The following is a 26,477-nucleotide window of genomic DNA, read 5'->3' as shown; positions in this document are numbered from 1 at the left end:
AATCGTGACGGTGCAGCGCCTAGCGCTCACCATCATACCTCCCTGTTGGACTATGGCCGAGCTTAGTGCTCGGCCTTTTTTTTCGTAAAATGCCGCGTATATGAGCATCATGCCCATCACGCTGTCATCGCCCTCTGCCGCCGACCTTCCGGAGATGTCAGCCCTCTGCCTGCGCTCCAAGGCGTACTGGGGGTATGACGCCGTTTTCATGGCGGCCTGCCGGGACGAACTGACCCTGACCGACCACGACATCGAGACCTCGGCGCTGACAGCCGCCTGGCGCGACGGGGGGCTGGCCGGTGTGGCCCAAGTCAAGCCGGAAGAGAACGGGGCCGAGATCTGGAAACTTTTCGTCGACCCGCCGCACATGGGCACCGGCGTCGGCCGACAGCTTTTCGACTGGTGCGTGGCCGAGGCCCGCAAGCTTGACGCCGCCGAACTGCGGATCGAGGCCGACCCCGAGGCCGTGCCCTTCTACCAGCGCATGGGCGCAAGGATGGCCGGCAGCGCGCCCTCGGGCTCCATCCCCGGCCGCCGCCTGCCCCTCCTGCGCTACGCCCTCAGATAACCGGCAAGTCCGGCCCCGAGAGCGGCGACAAGACCCGCGGCGCGCCCTCGGTGATCACGATATTCTCTTCATGCACCATGATCCGCCCCGGCGCCGTTTCCACCCCCGGCTCCAGCGTGATCACCATACCCGGCTGCAAGACCGTCCGGTCCTTCGCCGTCAGCGACAGCCCCTCGGTCAACTGCATCCCCAGCCCATGCCCCAGCCGCCCGGCGCCCTCTCCGCCGCCCACGATGGCCGCCATCGCCTGCCAGACCTCATCGGCCCGCACCCCGGCCCGGGCCGCCTCCAGCCCGGCCTGCGTCGCCTCGATCAGCCGCGCATGGGCCGCCTGCTGCCCTTCCGACGCCCGACCAATCGCGAAATTCCGGTCGTAATCGCAGAAATACCCGTCCCGCACCGCCCCGGTATCCAGCATCAGGATATCGCCCACCGCCAGCGGCACCTCCGTCGCGGGCGAAATCACGTCGGCATAGCCCTCCGGCCCGGCCCCGCCCGCCAGGTAGGGCACCCAATCGGCCCCCTCCTCCAGCAACAGCCGCTGAAAATCCCGGAACACCTGCGCCAAGGGCACCCCCGGCCCGGAAATCTCACCCATCCGGGCGAACGCCCTCGCCGCAATCCCGCAGCTGTCCGCGATCTTCGCGATCTCCGCCTCCGACTTGATCGCCCTCAGATCCGCGACGATCCGCCTGTCATCGGTGAACTCAAGCCCCGCCAACCGCTGAACCCGCGCAAAATCCGCCAGCGGCATCCGCAGATGCGTCTCCAGGTGCGACGGCACGCCCACCGGCCCGCCCACCTCGCGCAGCGCATCCGCCAGAAGGCTCACACCATCGTCCTCGGGGTCGGGTGCCGCCCATGTCCGGATATCCTCGATCCACGTACTCGCCATCAACGCCGCCCCGATCGAAGGGATCACGGCAATCGGCCTGCCGCTCGAAGGCACAATCAGGAACCACGGCCGGCTGGGCGATTCCCAGAAGCGCGTCAGGTACCCGGTGAAATACCGAACCTCCGGCTCTGTCGTCAGCAACAGCGCCCCAAGGCCCTCGTCTGCCATCCGCGCCTGCGCCCGGGCCAGACGGCCCTCGTATTCCGCCTGGGGGAAGCCCCGGCTCACCCTTCGGCGTCCTCGCTGATGATGGTCAGCACGCGGGCATCCGCGCCCGGGTTCATCTCTTTCACGGCGGCAATCCCGGCAGCGCCCGACGTCGTCGTGGCCATATCCTGCGCCTCGAGCTCCGCCAGAACCCCCTCGGCCTCTTCATCCGTGATCGTCAGGAACGCATCGGCATCCCGCGCCAGCCCCTTCAGCGCAATCAGCGACGGTTCCTTGCAATCCAGCCGCCCCATGTTCGACACCGGCCCCTCCGTCACCACCGGTTTGCCCGCGCGAATGCTCTCCATCAGCGCCGGCGCCGCGGCCGGCTCGACCACCGTGATCCGCGGCGCCCCGCCCCAGACCGCCCGAAAATACGCGGCACAGGCCCCGGCCAGCCCGCCAACCCCGGCCTGAAGATAGATATGCGTGGGCGTCTTCGGGCATTGCTCGACGGCCTCCGCCGCCATGGCAAGGTAGCCTTCCATCAGCCGGTGCGGAATATCGACATAGCCGGGCCAGGAACTGTCCGACAAAAGCGTCCAGCCCTTCGCCTCGGCGGCATTCGCTGCGGCGGCCATGCTGGCGGCGTATTCCGCCCCCTCGCGCACAACCTCGGCCCCCTTGTCCCGCAACCGCTGCGCAAAGCCCTCGGGCACCGTCTCGGCAAGGTAGACCACCGCCTTCGCCCCGAACACCCGCGCCCCGGCGGCCACCGACATCCCGTGGTTCCCGGCGCTCGCGGTCACGTAGGTCCGGCCCTCGAGGGCCGTCGACATATCCTCCGCACCGGTCGCATCCGCCTCATGCCCGATCACATAGGCCGCGCCGAGCGCCTTGAAGCTGCCCAGCCCCATGCGCCCGCGCTCGTCCTTGGCCCAGACCGTCGCCCCTAACCCGTCCAGCACGGTCAGCGGCGTCGTCGCGGCGGCGGGGCAGCGCGCCAGCAACTCCACCGGGCGCCCCGCCTCCACGCTCGGCCACGGCACACCCGCCATGACATCCTCGTCCAGACCGCCCTGCGGGCGCCACGCGTTCTCAAGTATGTCCATCGCCGACCTCCTGCCTGCACAACAACCCGCGCGTGCCGATGGGTCAAGAGCGATGTGCTGACGTGGCTCACGAAAACGTCAAGAGACCGAGAGCACTCCCGGAAACCCAGAAAAATAGCTGTTTTCCACGCCCTGCGGCGCATCACCCATGCGCCTTCCCCGGCGTCAGCAGGGGAACCCTTGTGCGCTGGGCACGGTTGGTCCGCGGCAAGGTCGGCAGCGCCGGCCACTTCATCACCGCAGCGTGTGCTGCACGACGCAACAGACAGGAGATCAACCCTATGACCTTCCACAAACTCGCCCTCGCCACCGTCCTGACCAGCGCCACCGCCCTGAGCGCCTTCGCCGCCGACGATGCGATCGAGGAAAAGGGCCACACGATGGAAAACGCCGCCGAGGTCGATGCCGGCACCGGCATGGATGAAACCGCCCAGGTCGACACCGATTCCTACGAGATCAATGGCGACCAGGTCGTGACCGTCGGCCCCGAACGCGACGCCAGCGAACAAGGCGTCAACGACGAGCTGGCCCCGAACGAGCCCGGTGACACCGCCCTGACCGAGCCGGAAAACATCCTCAACGCCGCCGCAGCCGGCACGCCGGTCTATTCCGTGACGGGCGAGACCATCGGCGCCGTCGCCTCCACCCGTGACGATGCCGAGGAAGGCGCCATCGTGATCGTCGATGTCAGCGAAGAGGCCGGCCTGCCGGCGCCGATGCTGGCCTTCCCCGTCGCCACGCTGCAAGTGGTCGAGGAAGGTGACGCGCTCGAATATCACTCGGGCAACGATCACCTCCGTGAACACCTTCAGGAAGTTCTGGGCGGCTAACTCTTCCGGCCCCCACGAACGGAAATGCGGCTCGGAGCCTCCGGGCCGCATTTTTTGTCCAACAACGGCTTGGCGCCCGAACTTCACTAACCCAGCCCACCCAGTCACGCCGCCACGGCGAAAGAGTTTCAAAGCCGCCACCGATGCGCGGCCGGCCGCCGCCCGATCCCCTGGAACAGGCCGTTTCCCGCTCTCCCAAAGCAGGGTCCGCGCAGATTTCTTGGAACTTTTCCATCCCTCCCCACGTTCCAGCCACGTCCTCCGGGTCGCCCCCATGGCCCGTGAAGTCACAAGTAGAAAGGTGAGCACAATGAAACTCAAGACACTCGCACTGACGACTGCACTGGCCACAACCCTGGCCCTTCCGGGATACGCGCAAAGCGTCGGCGGATCCGCCGAAGCGGGCGTTGGCGCAGACGCAGGCGTTGGCGGTGTTGGCGCTGATGCCGGCGCCAGCGTCGGCGCAGATGTCGGGGCCGACGTGGGTACCGATGGCGCAAGCGTCGGTGCAGATGTCGATGCAGGCGCAGATGCCGGTGCAGACACCGATACCGCCGATGCCGGCGCCTCGGCCGACGCTGACGCCAGCGCAGACGCAAGCGCCGGCAGCGACACGGGCGCATCCGTCGGCGCAGATGCCGACGCAAGCGCAGACGCGGCCGCCGGCGCCGACAGCGACAGCAGCGAAACCGCCGACAGCGGCGCGTCGTCGGACAGCGACAGCTCCGACACCGCTGACAGCAGCGCAAGCACCGGCGACGATGCAAGCAGCGCCAGCGCCTCGGCCGCGACCGGCACCGAATCGAGCGGCGAGCTGAACCAGACGGTCAGCACCGGCGCGACCGTGATGTCGTCGGATGGCGAGATCATCGGCGAAGTCACCGGCACCCGCGTCGACGAGAAGGATGGCAGCACCCAGGCCATCATCGATCTCTCCGACAGCATCGGCTCGCCCGTCGCGCAAGTCGCCGTCGAAGCGCAGGATCTCACCGATCGTGCCGATGGCGAACTGACCTACGGCATGACCCTGGCACAGCTGCAAACCCGCATTGCGGCACAGGTCGAAGCGACCGCGACCAACTAAGCCAGCCTTCTACACCGGGCCGCACAGGCTGCGGCCCGGTTTTCCTTCGCCCATTGCCCCGAACCAGCCCCTTTTCCCCGGCGCACGGATGTCCTAAAGAGGCGCCAAGGCGGACCACCCGAGGGGATTGACGAGCAATGGAAGAGCCGGCCATCACGCCCGAGCTGATCGAGGCCCACGGCCTCAAACCCGACGAATACGACCGGATCCTTCAGATCATCGGCCGCGAGCCCAGCTTTACCGAGCTGGGTATTTTCTCGGCCATGTGGAACGAGCACTGTTCCTACAAATCCTCCAAGAAATGGCTCCGCACCCTGCCCACCGACGGGCCCCAGGTTATCTGCGGACCGGGCGAGAATGCCGGCATCGTCGATATCGGTGACGGCCAGGCCGTGGTTTTCAAGATGGAAAGCCACAACCACCCCTCCTATATCGAGCCCTACCAGGGCGCGGCCACCGGCGTCGGCGGCATCCTCCGCGACGTCTTCACCATGGGCGCCCGCCCCATCGCCTCGATGAACTCGCTCTCCTTCGGCGAACCCGCACACCCCAAGACCCGCCAGCTCGTGCACGGCGTGGTCGAGGGCATTGGCGGCTACGGCAACTGCTTCGGCGTCCCCTGCGCCGGTGGCGAAGTGCGCTTCGACCCCGCCTATAACGGCAACTGCCTCGTCAACGCCTTCGCCGCGGGCCTCGCCGACACCGACAAGATCTTCTACTCCGCCGCCTCCGGCGTCGGCATGCCCGTGGTCTATCTCGGCGCGAAAACCGGCCGTGACGGCGTCGGCGGCGCCACCATGGCCAGCGCCGAATTCGACGAGTCGATCGAGGAAAAGCGCCCCACCGTCCAGGTCGGCGACCCCTTCACCGAGAAACGCCTGATGGAAGCCTGCCTCGAACTGATGGCCACCGGCGCCGTCATCTCGATTCAGGACATGGGCGCCGCCGGCCTCACCTGCTCGGCCGTGGAAATGGGCGACAAGGGCGGGCTCGGCATCAAGCTCAACCTCGACAAGGTGCCCCAGCGCGAGGCGCATATGACCGCCTACGAGATGATGCTCTCGGAAAGCCAGGAGCGTATGCTCATGGTCCTGCGCCCCGAGAAAGAGGCCGAGGCCCGCGCCGTCTTCGAGAAATGGGATCTCGACTTCGCCATCGTAGGCGAGACCATCGCCGAAGACCGCTTCCTCGTCCTGCACGGCAATGACGTGAAAGCCGACCTGCCGCTCGCCACCCTCTCGGGCTCCGCCCCCGAATACGACCGCCCGTGGAACGAACCGGTCCCGGCCGAGGCGCTCGACACAAGCTCCATCACCGCCGTCGACCCCGTCGACGGCCTCCGCGCGCTCATCTCCTCGCCGAACTACTGCTCGCGCGAATGGGTCTACGAGCAATACGACACCATGGTCATGGCCGACAGCGCCCGCACGCCGGGCCTCGGCGCCGGCCTCATCCGCGTGCACGGCACCGAGAAGCTTCTCGCCTTCACCTCCGACGTGACCCCGCGCTACGTCAAGGCCGACCCGGTCGAAGGCGGCAAACAGGCGGTGGCCGAAGCCTACCGCAACCTCACCGCCGTGGGCGCCACGCCGCTTGCCTCCACCGACAACCTCAATTTCGGCAACCCCGAAAAGCCCGAGATCATGGGCCAGTTCGTCGGCGCCATCCGCGGCATCGGCGAGGCCTGCTCGTCCCTCGACATGCCGATCGTCTCGGGCAACGTCTCGCTCTACAACGAAACCGACGGCACCGCGATCCTGCCCACCCCCACCATCGGCGCCGTGGGCCTGATCCACGACCCCGAGGACGCCATCACCGGCATGGCCCGCGAAGGTCACGTCGCCATCGTCGTCGGCGAAACCCAGGGCCATCTCGGCCAATCCGCCATCCTGGCCGAGGTCTTCAACCGGGTCGAGGGCACAGCCCCGCCCGTCGACCTCGAGGCAGAAAAGCGCAACGGCGACTTCATCCGCGCCAATGCCCGGCTCATCCGCGCCTGCACCGATCTCTCCGATGGCGGCCTGGCCCTCGCGGCCTTCGAGATGGCCGAAGCCGCCGGCGTCGGCGTCAACCTCGACAGCGCCGACATGGGCCAGCTCTTCGGCGAGGATCAGGGCCGCTACCTGATCGCCTGCAATTTCGACGCGGCCGAAGCGCTGATGGCCGCCGCCGGCAAGGCCGGCGTCCCGATCCAGACCGTCGGCCGCTTCGCCGGCAGCGATGTCAGCTACGGCGGCTCGTCCGCCCCGCTCTCCGAGCTGTCCGAGATCTACCGGTCGAGCTTCGGCGCCCAGTTCGGATAATCCCGTGACGGCCGCGCCCGCCCGCCGCAGGCTTGTCTTCCTGGTGGGCGCGCATAAAACCGCGTCGAGCCACCTGCAGCAAAGCCTTCTCGACGCAGAGGCGGCTCTCGCCGCCCATGGCGTGGCAATCGTGCCCCCCAAGACCGTCCGCGCCGACCTCACGCCCGTCTCGGCACTGGTGCGCGACGGCATCTCCCCCGAAATCGGCCACGGCGCCGGCGCGGCCTTCCTGCCGCTCCACGCAGGCGAGGCGGGCACCGTCATCCTGATGGACGAGAACATCCTCGGCAGCACCGACCGCAAGATGCTGATGCGCAAGACCCGCCTCTACCCCTGGGCCCACCACCGGCTCGGCCGCATCCTCGCCCTCTTCCCCGATCACGATATCGAGATCGGCCTCGCCATCCGCAGCCCCGCCACCTTCCTGCCGTCCTGCTGGAGCGAAAGCCTCCACCACGGCCCCTACGAACCCTTCCGCCGCTTCATCAAGAACATCGATCCGCTCGCCCTCAGCTGGGCCGCGCTCGCCGACCGCCTGCACGAGACAAGCCCGCAAGCCCGCATGATCGTCTGGCGCTACGAGGACTACCCGGCCCTCTTCCCGCAACTCGCCGCGCGCCTCCTCGGCCCCGACGCCGCCGCACAGGTCACCCCCGTCAAGCGCATCATGCGCCCGGGCCTCTCGGCCGAAGCCGCCGACTGGCTTGCCCGTGAAACCGCCCCCGACAAGGACGCCGTCCTCGCCGCCCGCAAACGCTTTCCCAAGAAAGACGGCGCCCCCGGCCTAGACCCGTGGAAACCGGCCGACCACGCCGCCATGGCCAACGCCTACCAGGCCGATCTCGCCAACCTGGCCGCCAGGCCCCATGTCGACCTCGTCACCCCCGACAGCCCGCAGCCCTCCACTTCCGACGCTTGAACGCCACCCCAAACCGTCATAAGTCTGAGGCAAAGCTAGCAAGGGGGAATCCGCGAATGGCAATGCAAGCCCAGGAAATCGAAGATCTGATCCGCAAGTCATTTCCGGACGCACAGATCACGATCACCGACCTTGCGGGAGACGGCAACCACTACGCCGCCGAAGTCATCGACGCCTCCTTCAAGGACATGAACCGCGTGCAGCAGCAACGCGCCGTCTACGCGGCGCTCAAGGGCAAGATGGATGGCCCCGACGGCGATCTGCACGCGCTGGCGCTGACCACCAAGGCGCCGGCCTGACACAAACCTTTCGCCGGGGGCCACACTTGACCTGAGGCGCTCAATGGCCACTTGTGAAATAGACGACATCGTCGATTGCCTCGACGTAGAGAAACTGCCCGGGATCGACGTGCATCCGGCCGCCATCCTGATCCTGACGCCCTTCATCGTGATCTTCGTGTGGGCGGCATGGATGGAATTCCGGCGCTGGTGGCTATACGGTCCATCGGAGAACAAGCGTAGCAACTTTCCGATCAACGAGGATGCGCCAAGCTACGAACCACCACCCGAGGAGGACGCCGACAGCGCCCTGCCCGACCAAGACAACGAACAGGAACGCCGCAATGACTGACGCAAAGACCCAGATCGACGAAACCGTCAAAGCCAATGACGTGGTGCTCTACATGAAAGGCACCAAGACCATGCCGCAATGCGGGTTTTCCAGCCGCGTGGCCGGCGTGCTCAACTACATGGGTGTCGAGTTCACCGACGTGAACGTGCTCTCCGATGACACGATCCGCCAGGGCATCAAGGATTACTCCGACTGGCCGACCATTCCCCAGCTCTACGTGAAGGGCGAATTCGTCGGCGGCTGCGACATCATCACCGAGATGACCCTCTCGGGCGAGCTCGACCAGCTTTTCGAGAAATCCGGCGTCTCCTACGACAAGGACGCCGCCGAAAAGATCCGCGAAGCCAACGCGTAATTCAGGCATCGGAGTGGGGGCGCTGCCCCCACGCCCCCGGGATATTTTTCGCCAGAAGAAGCACAGGGCGCAGGAGCCAATCGTAGGTCGGGCTTCAGCCCGGCACCCGTCCCGTCACAACGGCCACAACACCAACACCGCACCCGCGGCCATCGCCGCGCCGCGCAATGCCAGGCTCTTCCGCCGCACCAGCGCAAAGCTGATCGCCGCCAGCCCGGCCCCGATCTTCAGCGCCGCCACGATCGCCATGACCGGCGTCTCAATCATCTGGGTCACCTGCGGCGCCGCCACCATCCCCAGCGGAATCAGGTAGAGCCCCACGCCCAGCGTCATCGCCGTCAGCGCCACGCGCAGCCAGTTCTCTCCGATCATCCCAGCCGCGATGAAGACCGCCCCGCAGACCGGCGGCGTGATCGTCGACAACAGCGCATACCAGAAGACGAAGAGATGCGCCTGAAGCGGGTCCATCCCCAGCTCGATCAGCGCGGGCCCGGCCACCGACACGCAGATGACGTAGGCCGCCGTCGTCGGCACCTCCATCCCCAGGATCAGGCAGGCAAACGCCGTGAGAAGCAGCGACGGCCACAGCATCCCGCCCGAGGCCGACAGGATCAGCGAGGTGATCTTGACGCCCAAGCCGGTCACCCCCAGCACCCCGATCACCAGCGACGCGCAGAAGATGATCGACCCGATCAGCGCCACCTGCCGCCCGGCCGTCAGCACCGCCGTCTCGGCCCGGTCGAAAAAGCGCTTCAGATCAAGCTTCAGGTCGTTCCCGGTCAGCAGCAGCGCAATCCCCGCGAACACCGAAAGCGACGCGGCGTATTGCGGCGTCACCCCAAGGCCGAACATGCCCCAGAGCAGGATGAAGAACGGCACGAGGAAAAAGGCCGAGGTCACCACCACGTCGCGCCGCGCCGGCCTGTCCTCGGCCCTGAGACCCCGCAGGTCGAACCGCCGCGCATAGCCGTCGATCCCGATCCACACCGCCCAGAAATACAGAAGCGCCGGCAGCGTCGCCGCTGCCATGATGCCCGTGTAGGGCATCCCCGTCAGCTCGACCATCACGAAGGCCCCGGCCCCCATCAGCGGCGGCATGATCTGCCCGCCCGACGAGGCCACCGCCTCCACCGCGCCGGCAATCCGCTTGGGATACCCCAGCCGGTCCATCGCCGGCAGCGTGATCGCGCCGGTCGAGGCCACGTTGGCCGAGGCCGAGCCGGAGATCGACCCGAACAGCGCCGAGGACAGCACCGACACCTTCGCCGCACCGCCCCGCAGCCGCCCGGCCGCGGCCGAGGCCACGTTCATGAAGCCCTGCCCCGCCTCGCCCGCGTTCAGCACCGCACCGAAGATCACGAACACCGCCACCACGTTCACCGACACGGCGGTCAGCGTGCCCCAGAGGGCCCCCTCGGAAATCGTCAGCGTCCCGAGGAAACTTTCCAGCGGCGTCCCCGAATGCCCGAACCGCCCCGGAATATGCTGGCCGAACAGCCCGTATAGCAGCGCGACGCCCGCCACCAGCGGCAGCGGCCAGCCGATCGACCGCCGCGCCGCCTCCAGCACCACCAGCACCAGCACCGCCGCCAGCGCCACCTGGAAATTGCCTTCGAGAAACCCGTACTGGTCCCCCAGCATCTCGCGGTTGACCACGATCCACAGCGCCGCCCCCACGCCCAGCCCCGTCAGCACCACGCCCGACCACAGCGACACGCCCTGCCGTCCCCAGATCAGCACCCAGGGCAGCACGAAGACAAGATGCATCGGCCGGCTGACCAAGTTCGGCACCAGCCCCGAGAACACAAGCCCAAGGTGAAAAACGACAGAGGCCAGCGCGAAGCTGGCCCAGATCACCCGCGCCAGACCTGCCGGCGCGGGGCTGTCGGTCGAGGTCAGGCTCACTTCTGATCGTCAGTGAGCGTAAAGCCCGCTTCCTCGTAATAGCGCACGGCGCCGGGGTGGATCTGGCCGGTGATGTTCTCCATCAGCGCCTCGTCGACGCCACCCCACCATTTCGCCGCCTCGGCCATGCTGGCTTTCTGCTCCCAGTAGGTCTTGGTCAGCTGATAGGCCGTGTCGTCATCCATCTTGGTGGTCGTGAACGCCACAACCGGCAGCGAGGTCGTCACGATATCCTCGTCCTGCCCCGCATAGGTGCCCGCCGGGATCACCAGCTTGGCGCGCTTGGTCTCGGCGATCTGCTCGTCGGTCAGCGACAGCACATGCACACCGGTCGAGGCCGCGGCCTCCACCACGTTCGGCGCGGGCCAGGAGCCGGCGGTCACGAACCCGTCGATCTGCCCGTTCTGCATCGCCGGCACGGCGTTCGACAGTTCAACGTCGGCGATATTCACCTCGTCCTGCACACCGAACAGCTCGAGATACTTCTCGCCCTCCTTGGCGCCGAAGCTGCCCTTGCCCAGCAGGATCGTCTTGCCCTTCAGGTCATCGAAGGTCTTGGCCCCGCTTTCCTCGCTCATCACGAAATGCATGGTCAGCGACGGAATCGGGAACAGCGCCCGGATATCGTCGAAGGCCGGGTCGCCCTTGCCCTCGAACATCGCCTTGCCGCCCTGCGCCAGGCTCACCAGCACCGGCGGCGTGGTGAAGACATAGTCGCCACCGCGGGCGCGCACTTCCATCACGTTCTGCACCGAGCCCTGGCTTTCCTCAACGGTCACGCTGATCTCCCCGTCGCTGGCCTCCTGCATCGCCTCGGCGATCTGCACGGCCATCTGGTAGTAGGACGAGCTCGACTTCGCCGACTTGTAGGTCACGCGGGTTTCGGCGGCGGCCGGAACGGCCATGGCGGCGGCAACGGCCAGCGCCGTGAATGCACGGAATTTCATGAAAATTTCCTCCCATATCAGATGGCGGCATTAAGGCCATTCCACCCACCGGGGTCAATGGGGTCGCGGGCGCAATTTCCGAAAGAAATCAGCGCCCGCCGGGGCGTCCGGCAGGCGCTGAACCCGGATCGGGCAACCGGCTCAGATATCGAGCGTGTGATCCTTCTCCCACTGCGAGAAATGCGCGCAGTAGCTGTTCCACTCGTTGGTCTTGAGCTTGATGAACGCCTTCGAGAACTCCTCGCCAAGCGCCGCCTTCAGCTCCTTGTCCTTGTCATAGGTCCGGATCGCATCCAGCATGTTCAGCGGCAGCTTGGGCGCACCGCGCACCTTGTGACCCTCGGCATACATGTCGATATCGTGCCGCTTGCCCGGGTCCGCCTTGCTGCGGATGCCCGACAGCCCCGCCGCGATCACCACGGCCTGCAGAAGGTAGGGGTTGGCCGCCCCGTCCGCCAGCCGCAGCTCGAATCGCCCCGGCCCCGGCACCCGCACCATGTGCGTGCGGTTGTTGCCCGTCCACGTCACCGTGTTCGGCGCCCATGTCGCCCCCGAAGTCGTGCGCGGCGCGTTGATCCGCTTGTAGCTGTTCACCGTCGGGTTGGTGATCGCCGCCATCGCCGAGGCGTGCTTCATGATCCCGCCAAGGAAATGCGCGCCCTGCTCCGAGAGACCCAATTCGCCGGTCTGACCTTCGCCCTTGTCGGTGGCGAACATGTTGGTCTTGGCCTTCTTGCCCGGCGCATCCCACACGGAAATATGCACATGCGCCCCGTTCCCTGTCAGCCCTTCCACCGGCTTCGGCATGAAGGTCGCACGGAAGCCATGCTTCTCGGCCACCGACTTGGTCATGAACTTGAAGAAGGAATGCCGGTCCGCCGTCACCAGCGCATCGTCGAAATCCCAATTCATCTCGAACTGGCCATTCGCATCCTCGTGGTCGTTCTGGTACGGGCCCCAGCCCAGCTCCAGCATGTAATCGCAGATCTCGCGCACCACGTCATAGCGCCGCATCACCGCCTGCTGGTCATAGCACGGCTTCTCGGCCGTATCGAACTCGTCCGACAGGGCATTCCCATCGGGCGTCAGCAGGAAATACTCCGCCTCGACGCCCGTCTTCACGTGCAGCCCCTCTGCCGCCGCCTCGTCGATCAGCCGCCGCAACACGTTGCGCGGCGCCTGCGCCACGTCCTCGCCTTCCATCACCGGGTTGGCGGCAACCCACGCCACCTCGGGTTTCCACGGCAGTTGAATGACCGAACTCGCATCCGGCACGGCCAGCATGTCGGGATGCGCCGGCGTCATGTCGAGCCAGGTGGCAAAGCCCGCAAACCCGGCCCCGTCTTCTTCCATGTCCGAAATCGCCTGTGCCGGCACCAGCTTGGCCCGCTGCCCGCCGAACAGGTCGGTGAAGGAAATCATGAAGTATTTTACGCCCTTGTCCTTGGCAAAGGCGGCCAGACTCTTGGTCATACGTGAATGCTCCCGGTTGGTTTTTCTTTCAGTTCGACGATCTCGAAATCCACGAGATCGTCCCAATGCCCCACCCATTTGTCAAAGGTTTCGGGCGCGTCGGTCTCCATCAGCTGAAAGCAGGTGTCGTCCTGCCCGGAAAGCCAGCTGTCGAGATAATGCAGGCCATCGGGCAGCATCCGGCCCTTCTCCGCGAACCGCTGGTAAACGGCGGCGGAAGAGCCGGATCTGAACCGTTCGATGACCATGTAAAGCGGCATCAGAACCCTTGGCCCGGCATCCCCGGATACCACGCCGTCCCGGCCAGCGGCACCTTGGCCATCGCCGCCGCTTCCATCGTCAGCGCCGCCAGGTCTTCCGGCTCCAGGTTATGCACGTGGTTCTTCCCGCAGGCCCGTGCCAGCGTCTGAACTTCAAGCGTCATCACCTTGAGATAATTGCGCAATCTCCGCCCGGCCTCCACCGGGTCAAGCCGCTTCGACAGCTCCGGATCCTGCGTCGAAATCCCCGCCGGGTCGCGCCCCTCGTGCCAGTCGTCATAGGCCCCCGCGGTGCTGCCCAGCTTCTGATACTCGGCCTCCCATTTCGGATCGTTGTCGCCAAGCGCGATCATCGCCGCGGTGCCGATGCTCACCGCATCCGCGCCAAGAGCCAGCGCCTTTGCCGCATCCGCGCCCGAGCGGATACCGCCCGACACGATCAGCTGCACCTCGCGATGCATCCCCAGGTCCTGCAGCGCGTGCACCGCCTCGCGGATACAGGCCAGCGTCGGAATGCCCACATGCTCGATGAACACGTCCTGCGTCGCGGCCGTGCCGCCCTGCATCCCGTCGATCACCACCACGTCCGCCCCGGCCTTCACCGCCAGCGTCGTGTCGAAATAGGGCCGCGCCGCGCCGACCTTCACATAGATGGGCTTCTCCCACCCGGTGATCTCGCGCAGCTCGAGGATCTTGATCTCTAGGTCATCCGGCCCCGTCCAGTCCGGATGCCGGCAGGCCGAGCGCTGGTCGATCCCCTTGGGCAGCGTCCGCATCTCGGCCACCCGGTCGGAAATCTTCTGCCCCAGCAGCATACCGCCGCCACCGGGCTTGGCGCCCTGACCGACCACGACCTCGATCGCATCGGCCTTGCGCAGATCATCCGGGTTCATCCCGTAACGCGATGGAAGATACTGATAAACAAGCGTTTTCGACTCGCCCCGCTCTTCCTTCGTCATGCCGCCATCGCCCGTCGTGGTCGAGGTGCCGGCGGCACTCGCCCCGCGCCCCAGCGCCTCTTTCGCCTGCGCCGAAAGCGCGCCGAAAGACATGCCCGCAATGGTGATCGGGATCTTCAACTCGATCGGCTTCTTCGCGAACCGCGTGCCCAGAACCACGCTCGTATCGCACCGCTCGCGATACCCTTCCAGCGGGTACCGGCTCATCGACGCCCCGAGGAATACCAGATCGTCGAAATGCGGCACCCGGCGCTTGGCGCCGCCGCCGCGAATGTCATAGATGCCCGTCGCCGCCGCCCGCCGGATCTCGGCATTCACGTCCGGCGTGAAGGTGGCGGAAAAACGCGGCGGGGTCTGCGGGGCGTGTCCGTTATCTTTGGCCATGTCCTGCGCTCCTCAATAGGCGTTGTCGATATCGAAGTTGTAAAGCTGCCGGGCCGATCCATAGCGGCGGAACTCTTCCGGCTTGGCATCCGATCCGGCCCGTTCCAGCAGGTCGGCCAGCACCTCAAGATGCTCCGGTCGCATCTCCTTCTCGATGCAGTCGGCCCCGAGGCTCTTCACGCTACCGCGCACGAACAGCTTCGCCTCGTAGATCGAGTCGCCCAACGCATCCCCCGCATCGCCGCACACCACCAAATGCCCAGCCTGCGCCATGAAGGCCGACATGTGCCCCACGTTGCCATGCACCACGATGTCGATCCCCTTCATGGAAATCCCGCAGCGCGACGAGGCATTGCCCTTGATCACCAGCAGCCCGCCATGGCCCGTGGCGCCTGCATACTGGCTGGCATCGCCCTCGACGATCACCGTACCGCTCATCATGTTCTCGGCCACGCCCGGCCCCACCGAGCCCTTCACATGCACCGTCGCCTGCTGGTTCATGCCCGCGCAGTAATACCCGGTCGAGCCGTTCACCTGCACCTCGATCGGCGCATCCAGCCCCACGGCAATCGCGTGGCTGCCCCTCGGGTTCACCACCTCCCAGGCGGTCTCGTTGGTCTGCGCGTTCTGCGCCTGCAACGCCTCGTTCAGGCCGCGCAGGCCATCGGCGGCAAGGTCATAGGTCTGCATGTCTCAGTGCCTCCAGAAATAGACAGTGGCGGGCTCCGGCTCCCAAACCTTGGCATCCTCGATGCCCGGCAGGTTCACCAGCGCGCGGTATTCGCTGCCGAACGCCACGTATTGATCGGTTTCGGCCATGACGGCCGGCTTGCAGGCGATCGGGTCGCGCAGCACGCCGAACCCGTCCTTGGTGCCCACCACGAAGGTGTAGAACCCGTCCAGATCGTCGAGCCCCGCCTCCAGCGCCTCGCCAAGGCTGGCGCCCTCGCGCATCTTCCATGTCAGGTATGCGGCGGCGACCTCGGTGTCGTTCTCGGTCTCCACCTCGATCCCCTCATGCTTCAGCTTGCGCCGCAGCGAATTGTGGTTCGACAGCGAGCCATTATGCACAAGGCACTGGTCGCCGCCCGTCGAAAACGGGTGCGCGCCCAGCGTCGTCACCGCCGATTCCGTCGCCATCCGCGTGTGCCCGATGCCATGCGTGCCGGTCAGGTGCGGAATGTCGAAACGTTTCGCCACATCGCCCGGAAGCCCGACTTCCTTGTAGATTTCAATGACTTCCCCGGCGCTCATCACGCGTATATTCGGATGATCCGCCTTCAGCGCCGCCCGCGCCTCGGCCATCTTCTCCTCGGGCAGTTCCAGCACCGCATGCGTGTCGATCACGCGGCATTTCACGTCCGCCCCGATGGCCTCGCCAAGGGCCTTGTCCAGCCCCGCGAACCCCGAGGGGTCGGCGGCCTGAACAGTCAGCTTGGCAAACCCGTCACGATCCGTGCCGTAAACCGCGATCCCCGCGCTGTCGGGCCCCCGGTCCGACATGGTGATCAGCATATCCGTCAGCATCTCGCCCAGCTTCGGCTCGAGCGACTTGTCCTTCAGAAACAGTCCGACGATTCCACACATTGGCGTCTCCATTGCAGGTGTTGACCACACGCTAGCGCAATTTGCGACGAGGTTCAATATCCGGAATTATAGTTTCCTGTGGGGAATATTCACCCACCACCCTGCGGATAGGAAATCACCGAAAGATACCGGATCGGCAGCCGGATCAGCTCATCCGGCCCATGCGGCGCGTCGGCATCGAAGAACAGGCTGTCCCCGGGCCGAAGGTGAAAACTCTGGTCGCCATGGCGATAGCCCACCTCCCCCTCGAGAATGTACAAAAGCTCGATCCCCTCATGCTGAAACGTCTCGAACGTATCCGATTCCTCGCTCAGCGTGATCAGGTAGGGCTCCACCACGACGCCGCTGTTATTGGCCCCGATATGCCCCAGAAGGTTGTACTGATGCCCCGCCCGCGTGCCGGCCCGCTCGATCTCCAGCGCCTCGCCCGCCTTCACATGCACCGCCTCCCGCCGCTCCTCGAACCGGCGGAAGAACGACGTCACCGGCACCGACAAGGCCGCCGACAAGGCCTGCAGCGTGGTCAGCGAGGGCGAGGTCACCCCGTTCTCGATCTTCGACAGCATCCCCACCGACAGCCCCGCCGCCTCCGCCAGGTCGGCCACGGTCATGCTCCGCGCATGGCGAAACTCCCGCACCTCGCGGCCGATCGCCGTTTCGAGATTTTTCTCCCGGCTTTCCCGAAGCTTGTGCGGATCCTGGCTAAGTTTCGACGCCCCCATGCGCGGTTCGGCTCCCTTTTTCGCGGAAACCAAGGATGCGCAATGCCCCGGCCGATTGCAAGCGTTCAGGCTTCCAGCTCGGCGTCCCAGTAGAGGAAGTCGATCCAGCTGTCATGCAGGTGGTTCGGCGGAAACTTCCGCCCCATGTTGCGCAGCTCCTCCGCCCCCGGCGCCCGGGGCGGTTTCTGCAGCGCCATGCCCACCTGCCGCAGGCTCTTCGACCCCTTCCGCAGGTTGCACCGCGAACAGGCCGCGACCACGTTTTCCCAGGAGGTGATTCCGCCCCTGGCCCGCGGCACCACGTGGTCAAAGGTCAATTCCCCCTTCGACCCGCAATACTGGCAGCGGAATTCGTCCCTCAGAAAAAGATTGAAGCGCGTGAATGCCACGCGCTTCTGGGGTTTGACGTAGTCCTTGAGGACGATCACGCTCGGAATGCGTATCTCGGTACTCGGGCTTCGGACCGTGTGTTCGTATTCGGCAACGATATCAACACGATCGAGGTAAACCGCCTTCACCGCGTCCTGCCATGGCCAAAGCGACAGAGGGTAGTACGAGAGCGGCCGATAATCGGCGTTCAGCACCAGCGCCGGATGATGTTTCAGCGCCGACGGCTCCCTGACAAATTCTGTTCTGAAATCCCCATCCATGACAGCCACTCGCTCCCGCCCGGTACACCTCTTGTTTTTGGCTCCGGGGCGGTGCAGACCGCCCCGTCGTGATGTTCACTATATATCGTGTTTCGGACCTGACAAGCCCCACGAATTGCGGAACATTTTGCGTTTTGAGTATGCTGATTCCGTAACCCTATTGTGACACTTATCCACACCCCTGCCCGGGGTTTGTGCAGCGTTGTGATGCGCCTACATATAGTCCATGACCTACCCCGCTGACCTGCCCCCCGCCCCGAGCCCCGGCGCAATCCTCGAATCCGCGCTTTACGCCGACAATCTCGACGCCGCCGCCGCCTTCTACGGCAATGTCATGGGCCTGCCCGAGGTCATCCGCGTCGAGGGCCGCCACATCTTCTACCGCGTGGGCGCCGGCATCCTGCTGATCTTCAACCCCGCCGCCACGGTCGAGGGCTCCTCCAATCCCAAGCTCCCCGTCCCGCCCCACGGCGCCCACGGTCCCGGCCACCTCTGCTTCTCGGCCACCGCCGACGAGCTCGACCAGTGGCGCCACCGCCTGCAAGCCGCCGGCCACCCGATCGAGGCCGATTTCCAATGGCCCAACGGCGCCCGCTCGATCTATTTCCGCGACCCGGCGGGCAATTCGATAGAGATCGCCGAACCCCGCCTGTGGTTCGACGAGGAATAAATCTGCGCGGAACAAAGGGCGAAGCCCGCCGCGCATCGGCGGGCCGTCCCGACGGCACGGCGATTTGGCCATCGGAGTGCCACACCGCCGTAGTCAGATGTTCTTGGCCACCATAAAGCACGAGGCTACCAATGTCGGCTCGCCGCACCACGGCCCGCCGATGCGCGGCTCCTATGCGTCAAGACTACCCCTCGCCCCTAACAGGGAAACACGGCCACCGCCGCACCAACCAAGTGGCAAAAGAAATTGATCACCCGCGTGGTGATCCGCCCCCGGTTGAAGGCGATATCCATCAGGAAGGCGAACAGAACCCCGACAAAGCCCAGGTAACTCCACCCCCAGTAATCGTTGAAGACGATCGTCCACAGCCAGTTCTGGTTGAACACGTAGAAATAGGTCGCAATCACGGTTGCCAACGAAAGCAGCAGCGAGATCGGCAACAGGTGCGCGCTGGCCCGGCCCTTGAACACCGCCAGGGCCAGCGCCATCAGGAACACCACCAGGTTGGATGCGCAGAAGATCTTCAAGTCGCGCCGCAGCTCGGCCAGCACCTCGTCGTATTCTTTCTCGATAAACGCCTCGATCTGTGCCCGCGCGTCTTCCGTCGCGCGCAGCACTCCCTCGAAAAACGCGGTGACGTCCTCGCGCACGGCCGCCTGCCGGTCGCAATCGATCTTGCAGCCCGCGGTCAGCACATCCGCGACGAACTTGTCGATCCTCGCCTCCAGCCGCGCCTTCTGTGCCTCGATGGAGTCCGAGAACCGCGCCGCCAGCCCTTCCGCAAGCCCCTTCAGCCGCCCCGCCCGATCCTCGAGCTGATGCGCGGCGATCGTCTCCTGGAACCGGTCGGACACCTGGCTCACGGCAAAATCCTGCACCATCCGGTCGATCCGGTCCGGCGCGGTCACCAGTACACCCAAGGCCGTCGCGAAGATCACGACCCCCGCAAGGCTTAGAAAAACGTTCAATCGGCGAAACAGGGCCAAGCTGTGCACCATTGGCTTTCGAAAATAAAGTTCTGACGTCAATACGTCCGGCAAGGCTACAAGACTGATCCCGCAGTACAACCACAGCCCGCCTCACGGCGAAACGCTTGCCACCACCTGTTGCGCGACCGCCCCGCTTTCACGGCATCCAAACAAAAGGGGCCGGGGCACCCGGCCCCGGCCCGTTCACAATCCAAAGGTCGACCGGCTCACCCGGCCTTCTGAACCGCCCGCTTGGTCATCACCGCCGCGATATGCGCCCGGTAATCGCCCGAGCCATGCACGTCCGCGATCATGTCCGAGCCATCCAGCGACAGCCCCTCCACGGCCCCGGCCGAGAAATCCGACCCCAGCGCCGCCTCGGCCTCCGACCAGCGGAACACGCCCCCGTTCGAGGCACCCGTCACGGCCACCCTGACGCCATCGGCGTATTTGGCCACGAACACGCCCACCAGCGCAAAGCGCGACGCGGGCTGCTCGAACTTCATATAGGCGGCCTTTTCCGGCACCGGGAACTTGATCTCGGTGATGATCTCGCCTTCCTCCAGCGCCGTCTCGAACATCCCGGTGAAATAGTCATCCGCCGCGATCTCGCGCTTGTCGGTCCGGATCACGGCACCAGAGCCCAACGCCGCCGCCGGATAACACGCCGACGGGTCGTTGTTGGCCAGCGAACCGCCGATCGTTCCGCGGTTGCGCACCGCCGGGTCGCCCACGTTCGAGGCCAGCGCCGCCAGCGCCGGGTAATGCTCCTGCGCCGCCACATCCGCATGGATGGTCGCGGCGCCGATGCACACCCGCCCGTCATCGTCGACACAGATCCCCTTGATCTCGTCGATGCCGGTCAGGCTCACCAGCTTCGAGGGCATCGCCAGCCGCTGCTTCAGCGACGGGATCAGCGTCTGCCCCCCGCTCAGCGCCAGCGCGTCCTCGTCGGCCATCGCCTTGACCGCATCGGCCAGCGTCGAGGGCCGTTCGAAATCGAATGCATACATGGGTGTTGTCCTCCTTACCCTTGCATCGCCTGCCAGACCCGCGAAGGCGAGACCGGCATATCGATATGGGTGACATTGTGCCCGCCCGATTGCAGGGCGTCGATCACGGCGTTGACCACCGAGGGCGGCGAGCCGATGGCCCCCGCCTCGCCGCAGCCCTTCACGCCCAACGGATTGTGCGTGCACGGCGTCTGGCAGGAATGGTCGACCGCGTAGAACGGCACGTCATCGGCGCGCGGCATGGCGTAATCCATGTAGGAGCCGGTCAGCAACTGCCCGCTCTCGTCATAGACGCACTGTTCCAGAAGCGCCTGGCCGATGCCCTGGCCGATCCCGCCATGCACCTGCCCGTCGACGATCATCGGGTTGATGATATTGCCGAAATCATCCGCCGCCGCGAACCGCTCGACGGTGACCTTGCCGGTCTCGGGGTCCACCTCCACCTCGCAGGCATAGGCGCCCGAGGGATAGGTGAAGTTCGCCGGATCATAGAACGCCGTCTCCTCCAGCCCCGGCTCGATCTCTTCCAGCGGGTAGTTATGCGGCACGTAAGCCGCCAGCGTCACATCACCCCAGGCCACCGACTTGTCGGTGCCGGCCACGCTGAACTGACCGTCCTTGAACTCGATATCGGCCTCGCTGGCCTCCATCAGGTGCGCGGCGATCTTCTTGGCCTTGTTGATGATCTTCTCGGTCGCCCGCACCATGGCCGACCCACAAACCGCCAGGGACCGAGACCCATACGTCCCCATCCCGAACGGGATCTTCGACGTATCGCCATGCACGATGTCGATCATGCCCGGGTCGATCCCCAGCATCTCGGCCACCACCTGCGGGAACGCGGTCTCGTGCCCCTGCCCGTGGCTATGCGCGCCGACCATCACGCTGATCGAGCCGGTGGCGTTCACCCGCACGGTCGCGGCATCATACAGCCCCGCCCGCGCGCCCAACGCACCAACCAGAGCCGACGGCGCAATCCCGCAGGCCTCGATGTAGCAGTTCACACCCAGCCCACGCAGCTTGCCGTTCTTCTCGCTTTCGGCCCGCCGCGCCGGGAAACCCTTCACGTCGGCGATCTCTTCCAGCTTGTCCATCGTCGCCACGTAATCGCCCGTGTCATATTCCACCGCGACAGGCGTCGCATAGGGAAACTCCGTGATGAAGTTCTGCCGCCGAAGCGCGATCGGGTCCACCTTCAGCTCCCGCGCCGCCTTGTCGATGACGCGCTCCAGCTGATAGGTCGCCTCCGGCCGCCCGGCCCCGCGATAGGCATCGACGGGCACAGTGTTGGTAAAGACCGCCTTCACGTTCACGTAGATATTCGGCGTCTTGTAATTGCCGGCCATCAGCGTGCCGTGCAGATAGGTCGGCACGCAAGGAGCAAAGGTCGACAGGTACGCCCCCATATTGGCATAGGTCTCGGTGCGCAACGCGGTGAAGTTGTTCTCCGCATCCAGCGCCAGCTCGATCTTGGTCACGTGATCGCGGCCCTGCGCATCGGAAATGAACGCCTCCGACCGGCTCGAGGTCCACTTGACCGGCCGGTTGATCGCCTTCGCGGCGAAGGTAACGAACGCCTCTTCCGCGTAATGATAGATCTTCGAGCCAAAGCCCCCGCCCACATCCGGCGCAATCACCGTCAGCTTGTGCTCGGGGATGCCCAGCACGAACGCCCCCATCAGAAGGCGGATCACGTGCGGGTTCTGGCTGGTGGTATACAGCGTGTAATCGTCACCCGCCCGGTTATAGGCGCCCACGGCCACCCGCGGCTCCATCGGGTTCGCGACAAGCCGCTGGTTCACAAGCTCCAGCGTGGTGACATGCGCGGCGCTTTCAAACGCCGCATCGGTCGCCGCCTTGTTGTCCTCGACGAACCCCCAGTCGTAACACAGGTTCGAGCTCAGATCGTCATGCACCTTCGGCGCGCCCTCCTCCAAGGCCGTCTTCATGTCCATGACCGCCGGCAGATCCTCGATCTCCACCTCGATCGCCTCGGCCGCATCCCGCGCCTGCTCGCGCGTCTCGGCCACCACGGCGGCAATCGGGTCGCCCACATGCCGCACCTTGCCCTGCGCCAGAACCGGGTGCGCCGGCTCCTGCATCGGCTCGCCATGCTTGTCGGTCACCTGCCAGCCGCAGGGAATACCGCCCACGCCCTCGAAATCCTTGCCGGTGAAGATGCGCAGCACCCCCGGCATCGCCTCGGCCGCCGCGGTATCGAGACCGGTGATCTTCCCATGCGCCACGTCCGAGCGCAGGAAATGCACATAGGCCTGGCCGGCCACGTTGATATCGTCGGTGTAATTCCCGGTCCCCGACAGGAACCGCACGTCCTCGCGCCGCTTGGTCGCGTCGCCTATGCCGCCATCTTTGGGCATGGTTAGTCCTCCCTAATCTCCGTTGCTCGTCCCGGCCCCGTCGCGAGGCGCGCCGCAAGGCGCGACGAGCCCCCGCCTCACTCGGCGGCGATCTTCGACGTATCCTGGCCGGCTGCGGCCATGATCGCCTTGACGATGTTGTGATACCCGGTGCAGCGGCAGATATTCCCCTGCAGGTACGAGCGGATCTCCTCCTCGCTCGGGCTGGGGTTCTTCTCCAGCAGCGCCGCCGCCGTCATCACCATCCCAGGCGTGCAGAAACCGCATTGCAGCCCGTGATGGTCCTGGAACGCCTGCTGAACCTTGTTCAGCGTCCCGTCCGCCGCGGCCATCCCCTCGATCGTGGTGACGTTCGCCCCCTCGCATTCCGCGGCGAAGATGGTGCAGGCCTTCACGTCCTTGCCGTCCACATGCACCACGCAGGCGCCGCACTGGCTGGTATCACAGCCCACATGCGTGCCGGTCAGGTGCAGGTTCTCTCTCAGAAACTCGACGAGCAAGGTCCGGCCTTCGATTTCTCCGGACGCTGGCTTGCCGTTCACGGTCATGCTGACCTGAGACATCTGGCTCCTCCCAAATATGTTTTTGTAATCGATGGGCCGAGTTAAACACGCGCCCTGCCACAAGAGAAGTCCGTTTTTTCAGCACCCGCGACGAGATGCCCAAGTGACCGGCAGCCGCTTGCCGGTCCTTTCATTCACCCAAATGGTTGACCGATCAGGCGCCACGGGTTATTCACCCATATGGTTGAACAAGAATCAGACCAGCGACTGACCGAGATTTTCAAGGCCGCCGGCGACCCCACCCGCCGGGCCATCCTGACGCTGCTGGCCCAGGAAGGCCCCCTCCGGGTGACCGACATCGCCGGGCATTTCGACATGAGCCTCAATTCCGTCTCCAAGCACATCAAGGTGCTCGAATCGGCCGGGCTCGCCACGCGCCGCACAGAATGGCGCGAACACCTGATCGAGCTGCGGGTCGAAGACCTCGCCCTCGTCGACCGCTGGTTCCGCGATCTCCGTTCGATCTGGGCTCTCCGGCTGGAGGCGCTCGACCATCTGCTCACCGGAAAGGACGACCCATGACTGCCACCGAAAAAGACCTCACCCTCACCGTCGAACGCGTCATCGACGCCTCGCCCGAAACACTCTTCGACGCCTGGCTCGACCCCGAGATGATGAAACGCTTCATCTGCCCGGGCGACACCACCGTGCCCTCCGCCTTCTCCGATGCCCACGAGGGCGGCCGGTTCGAAGTCATGATGCGCGTCGACGGCAAGGACCTCCCCCACACCGGCACCTACAAACTCATCGACCGGCCCAACCGCCTCGTCTTCACCTGGGAAAGCCACGCCTCGCGCGACGACAGCGAAGTCACCCTGACCTTCACGCCGGCCCCCGGCGGCACGCTCGTCACCCTCACGCAGGTTCGCTTCCTCGGCGAAGACCAGCGCGACGGCCACCGCAAGGGCTGGACGTCCATTCTCGAGAAACTGGCGACCGTCGCCTGATCCCGGCACCGGGCGGCCCGCCGCCCGGTTCGCCTGACCAGTCCGGCCTACCCGGCCGGCTTGCGCTGGCGCGGCTGCGGACGGGTCGGAATTTCCTTCAGCAAACCGCCCACCCCCATCGCCGCGATATCCGCGCTGGTCACCTCGATCCCGCAGGCCACCCGCGACAGCACCCAGTCCGCCCCGTGCAGCACAGGCGAGCGTGCGCTGTTCGGCAACCCGATCACCGGCTTGCCCCGCAAGTCGCCCAAAAACAACAGGTTCCCCGGATCGACCGGCATCCCGAACCGCTCCACCCGGCCCCCGGCAAGGCGCAACGCGGCCGGCGCCGTATCCTCCGGGTCCGACGTGGCCGACCCGGTCAGCACCAGCACGATCCCGCCTTTCGCCGCCGTCAAAGCCTCCGCTAGCGCATCTTCGTCATGCGCCACGCTCACCGTCTCGCACAGCGTCATCCCCAGCCCCGCCAGCCGCGTCTCGATCGCCTCGACGCCCTTCTCCCCCGGCCCGCCCGGAATATCCGTCAAGATCAGCGTCGCATCCTCGAAGGCCGGCACCGCCAGCCGGATCGCTCCCCTTGCCGCCTCCGCCGCCTCCTGCACGGCCCCTTCCGCCACGGCGTAAGAGATGATCTTCACGGTCGCCACCAGCCCGCCGTCATGGATCTGCCGAAAGGGCGGCACCGTCGCCACCGTGATCATCGGGTCCACCGCATTGGCCGCATTGATCCGGTCCGCATCGAGCAGCACCACGCCCGGCCCATCGGCCACAAGGTTCACCCGTCCGGTAAACGGCGTACTCAGATGCAGCCCCGGCGCCCCGTCATGGATCGCGCCCGCCAGCATCTCCGCCGCGTCATTCTCCGACAGATCCCCCGGATCGGGCCGCGCCACCGTCACCTCGGCAATCCCGGCCTCGTCCAGCTTGCCCAGATCCTCGGACGTCAGCACATGCCCCTTCTTCAGCCGCCCGCCCGGCAGCTTCAGCGAATGGGCAAGCATCGCGCCCGCCGCCTCCGTCACGGGCACAGCGCCGAACTTCATCCGCCCTGCCTCAGCACCTGGGTCATCTGCGCAAGGATCGCCACGGCAATCTCCGCCGGCCCCGCCGCCCCGATATCGAGGCCGATGGGCCCGTGAATCCGCGCAATCTGCGCATCCGTCAGCCCAAGCGCCTTCATCCGCTCCACCCGCTTGGCATGGGTCCGCGTCGACCCCAGCGCGCCGATATAGAAGACGTCCGAATTCAAAGCCTCCTCCAGCGCCGGGTCATCCAGCTTCGGGTCATGCGTGAGCAACACCAGCGCCGTCCGCTGATCGAGGCCGAACGCCCGCACGCCCTCGTCCGGCCAGTCATGCAGCACCGTCTCGCCGGGAAACCGCTCCTCGCTCGCGAAACTCTCCCGCGGGTCGATCAGCAGCGGGTCATACCCGGCAATCCGCGCCATCGGCACCAGCGCCTGCGCGATATGCACCGCGCCGACGATGATCAGCCTGAGCGGCGGGTTGTGAATGGCCACGAAGGTCTCGCCATCCTCCTCGAAGCCCGACCGGTCCATCCGGAACCGGTCTTCATAGCCGGTCCGCACGATCTTCCGCTCCACGTTCAGCCCGGTGACATAGGCCACCGCGACCCGCCCGTCGCGGGCAATGGTCAGGTCTTCCAGCAACTGCTCGGGCATCACGCTGCCGATGGGCTCCACCAGCACCTTGATCGTCCCGCCACAGGCCAGACCCACGGCAAACGCATCGCCATCGCTCACGCCATATTCCAGCAGAACCGGCTTGCCCTCCTCGATGGCGTCGATCGCCTCGGCCACCACCGCCCCCTCGACACAGCCGCCCGAGACCGAGCCCTCGATCTCGCCCGTCCCGGATATCGCCAGCTGGCTGCCCACCCGGCGCGGGGCGCTGCCCCATGTCTGCACGACGGTCGCCAGCGCAGCGCGCTTGCCCTCTCTGTGCCAGGCCAGCGCGGTTTCGGGAATGGTGTCGAAGCGGTCCATGAGAGCCTCCTTCCGGCGGGGCCAATATGGAGACGCTGCCAGCGGGGTACAATGAAAAACGGCCGACCCTTGCGGGACCGGCCCCTTGCCGGAGGCCCCGCAGCACAGCCATCGGCCGCATCGCCGCGATGGTCGGTTCGAGCCCATTGCTGACGTATCCGTGAAGCGCCTGCGCGGAATCAAGGGCTTCAGCCCGCCGCGCA

Annotated in this window: 28 protein-coding genes; 11 read left to right on the top strand and 17 right to left on the bottom strand. The window is 65.9% G+C overall.

Annotation, left to right across the window (positions count from 1 at the left end; all coding sequences use genetic code 11):
• Positions 1–100 precede the first annotated feature (100 nt).
• Positions 101–568, top strand: a complete 468-nt coding sequence (locus RIdsm_RS12165) for a GNAT family N-acetyltransferase (RefSeq protein ID WP_201259245.1) — start codon at positions 101–103, stop codon at positions 566–568.
• On the opposite strand, the gene RIdsm_RS12160 is transcribed toward RIdsm_RS12165, so the two are convergent.
• Both RIdsm_RS12160 and RIdsm_RS12155 read right to left on the bottom strand, forming a co-directional pair.
• Positions 561–1,691 (bottom strand): M24 family metallopeptidase, encoded by a 1,131-nt coding sequence (locus tag RIdsm_RS12160; protein ID WP_057816627.1) that lies wholly within the window; start codon positions 1,689–1,691, stop codon positions 561–563. The genes RIdsm_RS12165 and RIdsm_RS12160 overlap by 8 nt on opposite strands.
• Positions 1,688–2,722, bottom strand: a complete 1,035-nt coding sequence (locus tag RIdsm_RS12155) for a pyridoxal-phosphate dependent enzyme (protein ID WP_057816626.1) — start codon at positions 2,720–2,722, stop codon at positions 1,688–1,690. The genes RIdsm_RS12160 and RIdsm_RS12155 overlap by 4 nt, the downstream gene beginning before the upstream one ends.
• 281 nt (positions 2,723–3,003) lie before the next feature.
• Here RIdsm_RS12155 and RIdsm_RS12150 point away from each other — a divergent pair, with 281 nt between their 5' ends.
• The 7 genes from RIdsm_RS12150 to grxD all read left to right on the top strand — a co-directional run bounded on the left by RIdsm_RS12150 (position 3,004) and on the right by grxD (position 8,843).
• Complete coding sequence (locus RIdsm_RS12150; protein ID WP_057816625.1) at positions 3,004–3,552, top strand: hypothetical protein; 549 nt, start codon at positions 3,004–3,006, stop codon at positions 3,550–3,552.
• A gap of 310 nt (positions 3,553–3,862) precedes the next feature.
• A complete protein-coding gene (locus RIdsm_RS12145; protein WP_057816624.1) occupies positions 3,863–4,636 on the top strand; it encodes a hypothetical protein in 774 nt (257 codons plus the stop codon).
• Positions 4,637–4,773: 137 nt separating this feature from the next.
• Positions 4,774–6,939 carry a phosphoribosylformylglycinamidine synthase subunit PurL gene (gene purL, locus RIdsm_RS12140; protein WP_057816623.1) on the top strand — a complete coding sequence of 722 codons (2,166 nt, stop codon included), beginning with the start codon at positions 4,774–4,776 and terminating at the stop codon, positions 6,937–6,939.
• 4 nt (positions 6,940–6,943) lie between these two features.
• The gene (locus tag RIdsm_RS12135) at positions 6,944–7,858 is read left to right on the top strand and encodes a hypothetical protein (protein WP_057816622.1); all 915 of its coding nucleotides are present in this window, start codon (positions 6,944–6,946) and stop codon (positions 7,856–7,858) included.
• A gap of 56 nt (positions 7,859–7,914) precedes the next feature.
• The gene (locus RIdsm_RS12130; protein ID WP_057816621.1) at positions 7,915–8,157 is read left to right on the top strand and encodes a BolA/IbaG family iron-sulfur metabolism protein; all 243 of its coding nucleotides are present in this window, start codon (positions 7,915–7,917) and stop codon (positions 8,155–8,157) included.
• A gap of 43 nt (positions 8,158–8,200) precedes the next feature.
• Positions 8,201–8,488: a PH domain-containing protein gene (locus tag RIdsm_RS12125; RefSeq protein ID WP_057816620.1), complete on the top strand. Its 288-nt coding sequence runs from the start codon at positions 8,201–8,203 to the stop codon at positions 8,486–8,488.
• Complete coding sequence (gene grxD / locus RIdsm_RS12120; RefSeq protein ID WP_057816619.1) at positions 8,481–8,843, top strand: Grx4 family monothiol glutaredoxin; 363 nt, start codon at positions 8,481–8,483, stop codon at positions 8,841–8,843. The genes RIdsm_RS12125 and grxD overlap by 8 nt, the downstream gene beginning before the upstream one ends.
• Before the next feature lie 114 nt (positions 8,844–8,957).
• Here grxD and RIdsm_RS12115 read toward each other — a convergent pair whose 3' ends face one another.
• The 9 genes from RIdsm_RS12115 to RIdsm_RS12075 form a co-directional block, all read right to left on the bottom strand.
• Positions 8,958–10,748: a TRAP transporter permease gene (locus RIdsm_RS12115; RefSeq protein WP_082647399.1), complete on the bottom strand. Its 1,791-nt coding sequence runs from the start codon at positions 10,746–10,748 to the stop codon at positions 8,958–8,960.
• Positions 10,745–11,695: a TAXI family TRAP transporter solute-binding subunit gene (locus RIdsm_RS12110; protein WP_057816618.1), complete on the bottom strand. Its 951-nt coding sequence runs from the start codon at positions 11,693–11,695 to the stop codon at positions 10,745–10,747. Before RIdsm_RS12110 ends, RIdsm_RS12115 begins: the two co-directional genes overlap by 4 nt.
• A 141-nt stretch (positions 11,696–11,836) precedes the next feature.
• The gene (gene glnT, locus RIdsm_RS12105; protein WP_057816617.1) at positions 11,837–13,168 is read right to left on the bottom strand and encodes a type III glutamate--ammonia ligase; all 1,332 of its coding nucleotides are present in this window, start codon (positions 13,166–13,168) and stop codon (positions 11,837–11,839) included.
• Positions 13,165–13,428, bottom strand: a complete 264-nt coding sequence (locus RIdsm_RS12100; RefSeq protein WP_057816616.1) for a DUF3303 domain-containing protein — start codon at positions 13,426–13,428, stop codon at positions 13,165–13,167. The genes glnT and RIdsm_RS12100 overlap by 4 nt, the downstream gene beginning before the upstream one ends.
• Positions 13,428–14,771 (bottom strand): FMN-binding glutamate synthase family protein, encoded by a 1,344-nt coding sequence (locus RIdsm_RS12095; RefSeq protein ID WP_057816615.1) that lies wholly within the window; start codon positions 14,769–14,771, stop codon positions 13,428–13,430. The genes RIdsm_RS12100 and RIdsm_RS12095 overlap by 1 nt, the downstream gene beginning before the upstream one ends.
• 12 nt (positions 14,772–14,783) lie before the next feature.
• Entirely contained in the window at positions 14,784–15,461 is a 678-nt protein-coding gene (locus RIdsm_RS12090; protein ID WP_057816614.1) for a GltB/FmdC/FwdC-like GXGXG domain-containing protein, read from the bottom strand.
• 3 nt (positions 15,462–15,464) lie between these two features.
• Complete coding sequence (locus RIdsm_RS12085; RefSeq protein WP_057816613.1) at positions 15,465–16,358, bottom strand: class II glutamine amidotransferase; 894 nt, start codon at positions 16,356–16,358, stop codon at positions 15,465–15,467.
• 89 nt (positions 16,359–16,447) lie between these two features.
• The gene (locus tag RIdsm_RS12080) at positions 16,448–17,080 is read right to left on the bottom strand and encodes a helix-turn-helix domain-containing protein (protein WP_057816612.1); all 633 of its coding nucleotides are present in this window, start codon (positions 17,078–17,080) and stop codon (positions 16,448–16,450) included.
• Positions 17,081–17,145: 65 nt separating this feature from the next.
• Complete coding sequence (locus RIdsm_RS12075; RefSeq protein ID WP_057816611.1) at positions 17,146–17,730, bottom strand: HNH endonuclease; 585 nt, start codon at positions 17,728–17,730, stop codon at positions 17,146–17,148.
• A 226-nt stretch (positions 17,731–17,956) separates the two neighbouring features.
• On the opposite strand from RIdsm_RS12075, the gene RIdsm_RS12070 reads away from it, so the two are divergent.
• The gene (locus tag RIdsm_RS12070; protein WP_057816610.1) at positions 17,957–18,400 is read left to right on the top strand and encodes a VOC family protein; all 444 of its coding nucleotides are present in this window, start codon (positions 17,957–17,959) and stop codon (positions 18,398–18,400) included.
• Positions 18,401–18,597: 197 nt separating this feature from the next.
• On the opposite strand, the gene RIdsm_RS12065 is transcribed toward RIdsm_RS12070, so the two are convergent.
• The 4 genes from RIdsm_RS12065 to RIdsm_RS12050 all read right to left on the bottom strand — a co-directional run bounded on the left by RIdsm_RS12065 (position 18,598) and on the right by RIdsm_RS12050 (position 23,322).
• Positions 18,598–19,368, bottom strand: a complete 771-nt coding sequence (locus RIdsm_RS12065; protein ID WP_143100356.1) for a hypothetical protein — start codon at positions 19,366–19,368, stop codon at positions 18,598–18,600.
• A 227-nt stretch (positions 19,369–19,595) separates the two neighbouring features.
• Positions 19,596–20,381, bottom strand: coding sequence for an FAD binding domain-containing protein (locus RIdsm_RS12060; protein WP_057816608.1), 786 nt, complete (start codon positions 20,379–20,381; stop codon positions 19,596–19,598).
• Between the two features lie 14 nt (positions 20,382–20,395).
• Positions 20,396–22,759, bottom strand: a complete 2,364-nt coding sequence (locus RIdsm_RS12055; protein WP_057816607.1) for a xanthine dehydrogenase family protein molybdopterin-binding subunit — start codon at positions 22,757–22,759, stop codon at positions 20,396–20,398.
• Positions 22,760–22,836: 77 nt separating this feature from the next.
• Positions 22,837–23,322, bottom strand: coding sequence for a (2Fe-2S)-binding protein (locus RIdsm_RS12050; RefSeq protein ID WP_057816606.1), 486 nt, complete (start codon positions 23,320–23,322; stop codon positions 22,837–22,839).
• A 180-nt stretch (positions 23,323–23,502) separates the two neighbouring features.
• Between RIdsm_RS12050 and RIdsm_RS12045 the strand changes: the two genes are divergently transcribed.
• Positions 23,503–23,844: an ArsR/SmtB family transcription factor gene (locus RIdsm_RS12045; protein WP_057816605.1), complete on the top strand. Its 342-nt coding sequence runs from the start codon at positions 23,503–23,505 to the stop codon at positions 23,842–23,844.
• Positions 23,841–24,269 carry an SRPBCC family protein gene (locus tag RIdsm_RS12040; protein ID WP_057816604.1) on the top strand — a complete coding sequence of 143 codons (429 nt, stop codon included), beginning with the start codon at positions 23,841–23,843 and terminating at the stop codon, positions 24,267–24,269. Before RIdsm_RS12045 ends, RIdsm_RS12040 begins: the two co-directional genes overlap by 4 nt.
• Positions 24,270–24,316: 47 nt before the next feature.
• Here the strand turns inward: RIdsm_RS12040 and RIdsm_RS12035 are convergent, their stop codons facing one another.
• Entirely contained in the window at positions 24,317–25,312 is a 996-nt protein-coding gene (locus RIdsm_RS12035) for a molybdopterin-binding protein (protein ID WP_057816603.1), read from the bottom strand.
• A complete protein-coding gene (locus tag RIdsm_RS12030) occupies positions 25,309–26,274 on the bottom strand; it encodes an XdhC family protein (protein ID WP_057816602.1) in 966 nt (321 codons plus the stop codon). The genes RIdsm_RS12035 and RIdsm_RS12030 overlap by 4 nt, the downstream gene beginning before the upstream one ends.
• Between the last annotated feature and the right edge of the window lie 203 nt (positions 26,275–26,477).

Source organism: Roseovarius indicus (assembly GCF_008728195.1).
Lineage (GTDB): Bacteria > Pseudomonadota > Alphaproteobacteria > Rhodobacterales > Rhodobacteraceae > Roseovarius > Roseovarius indicus.
Note: the sequence above shows the minus strand (reverse complement) of the source record. Positions and strands in the feature narration are given on the sequence as shown.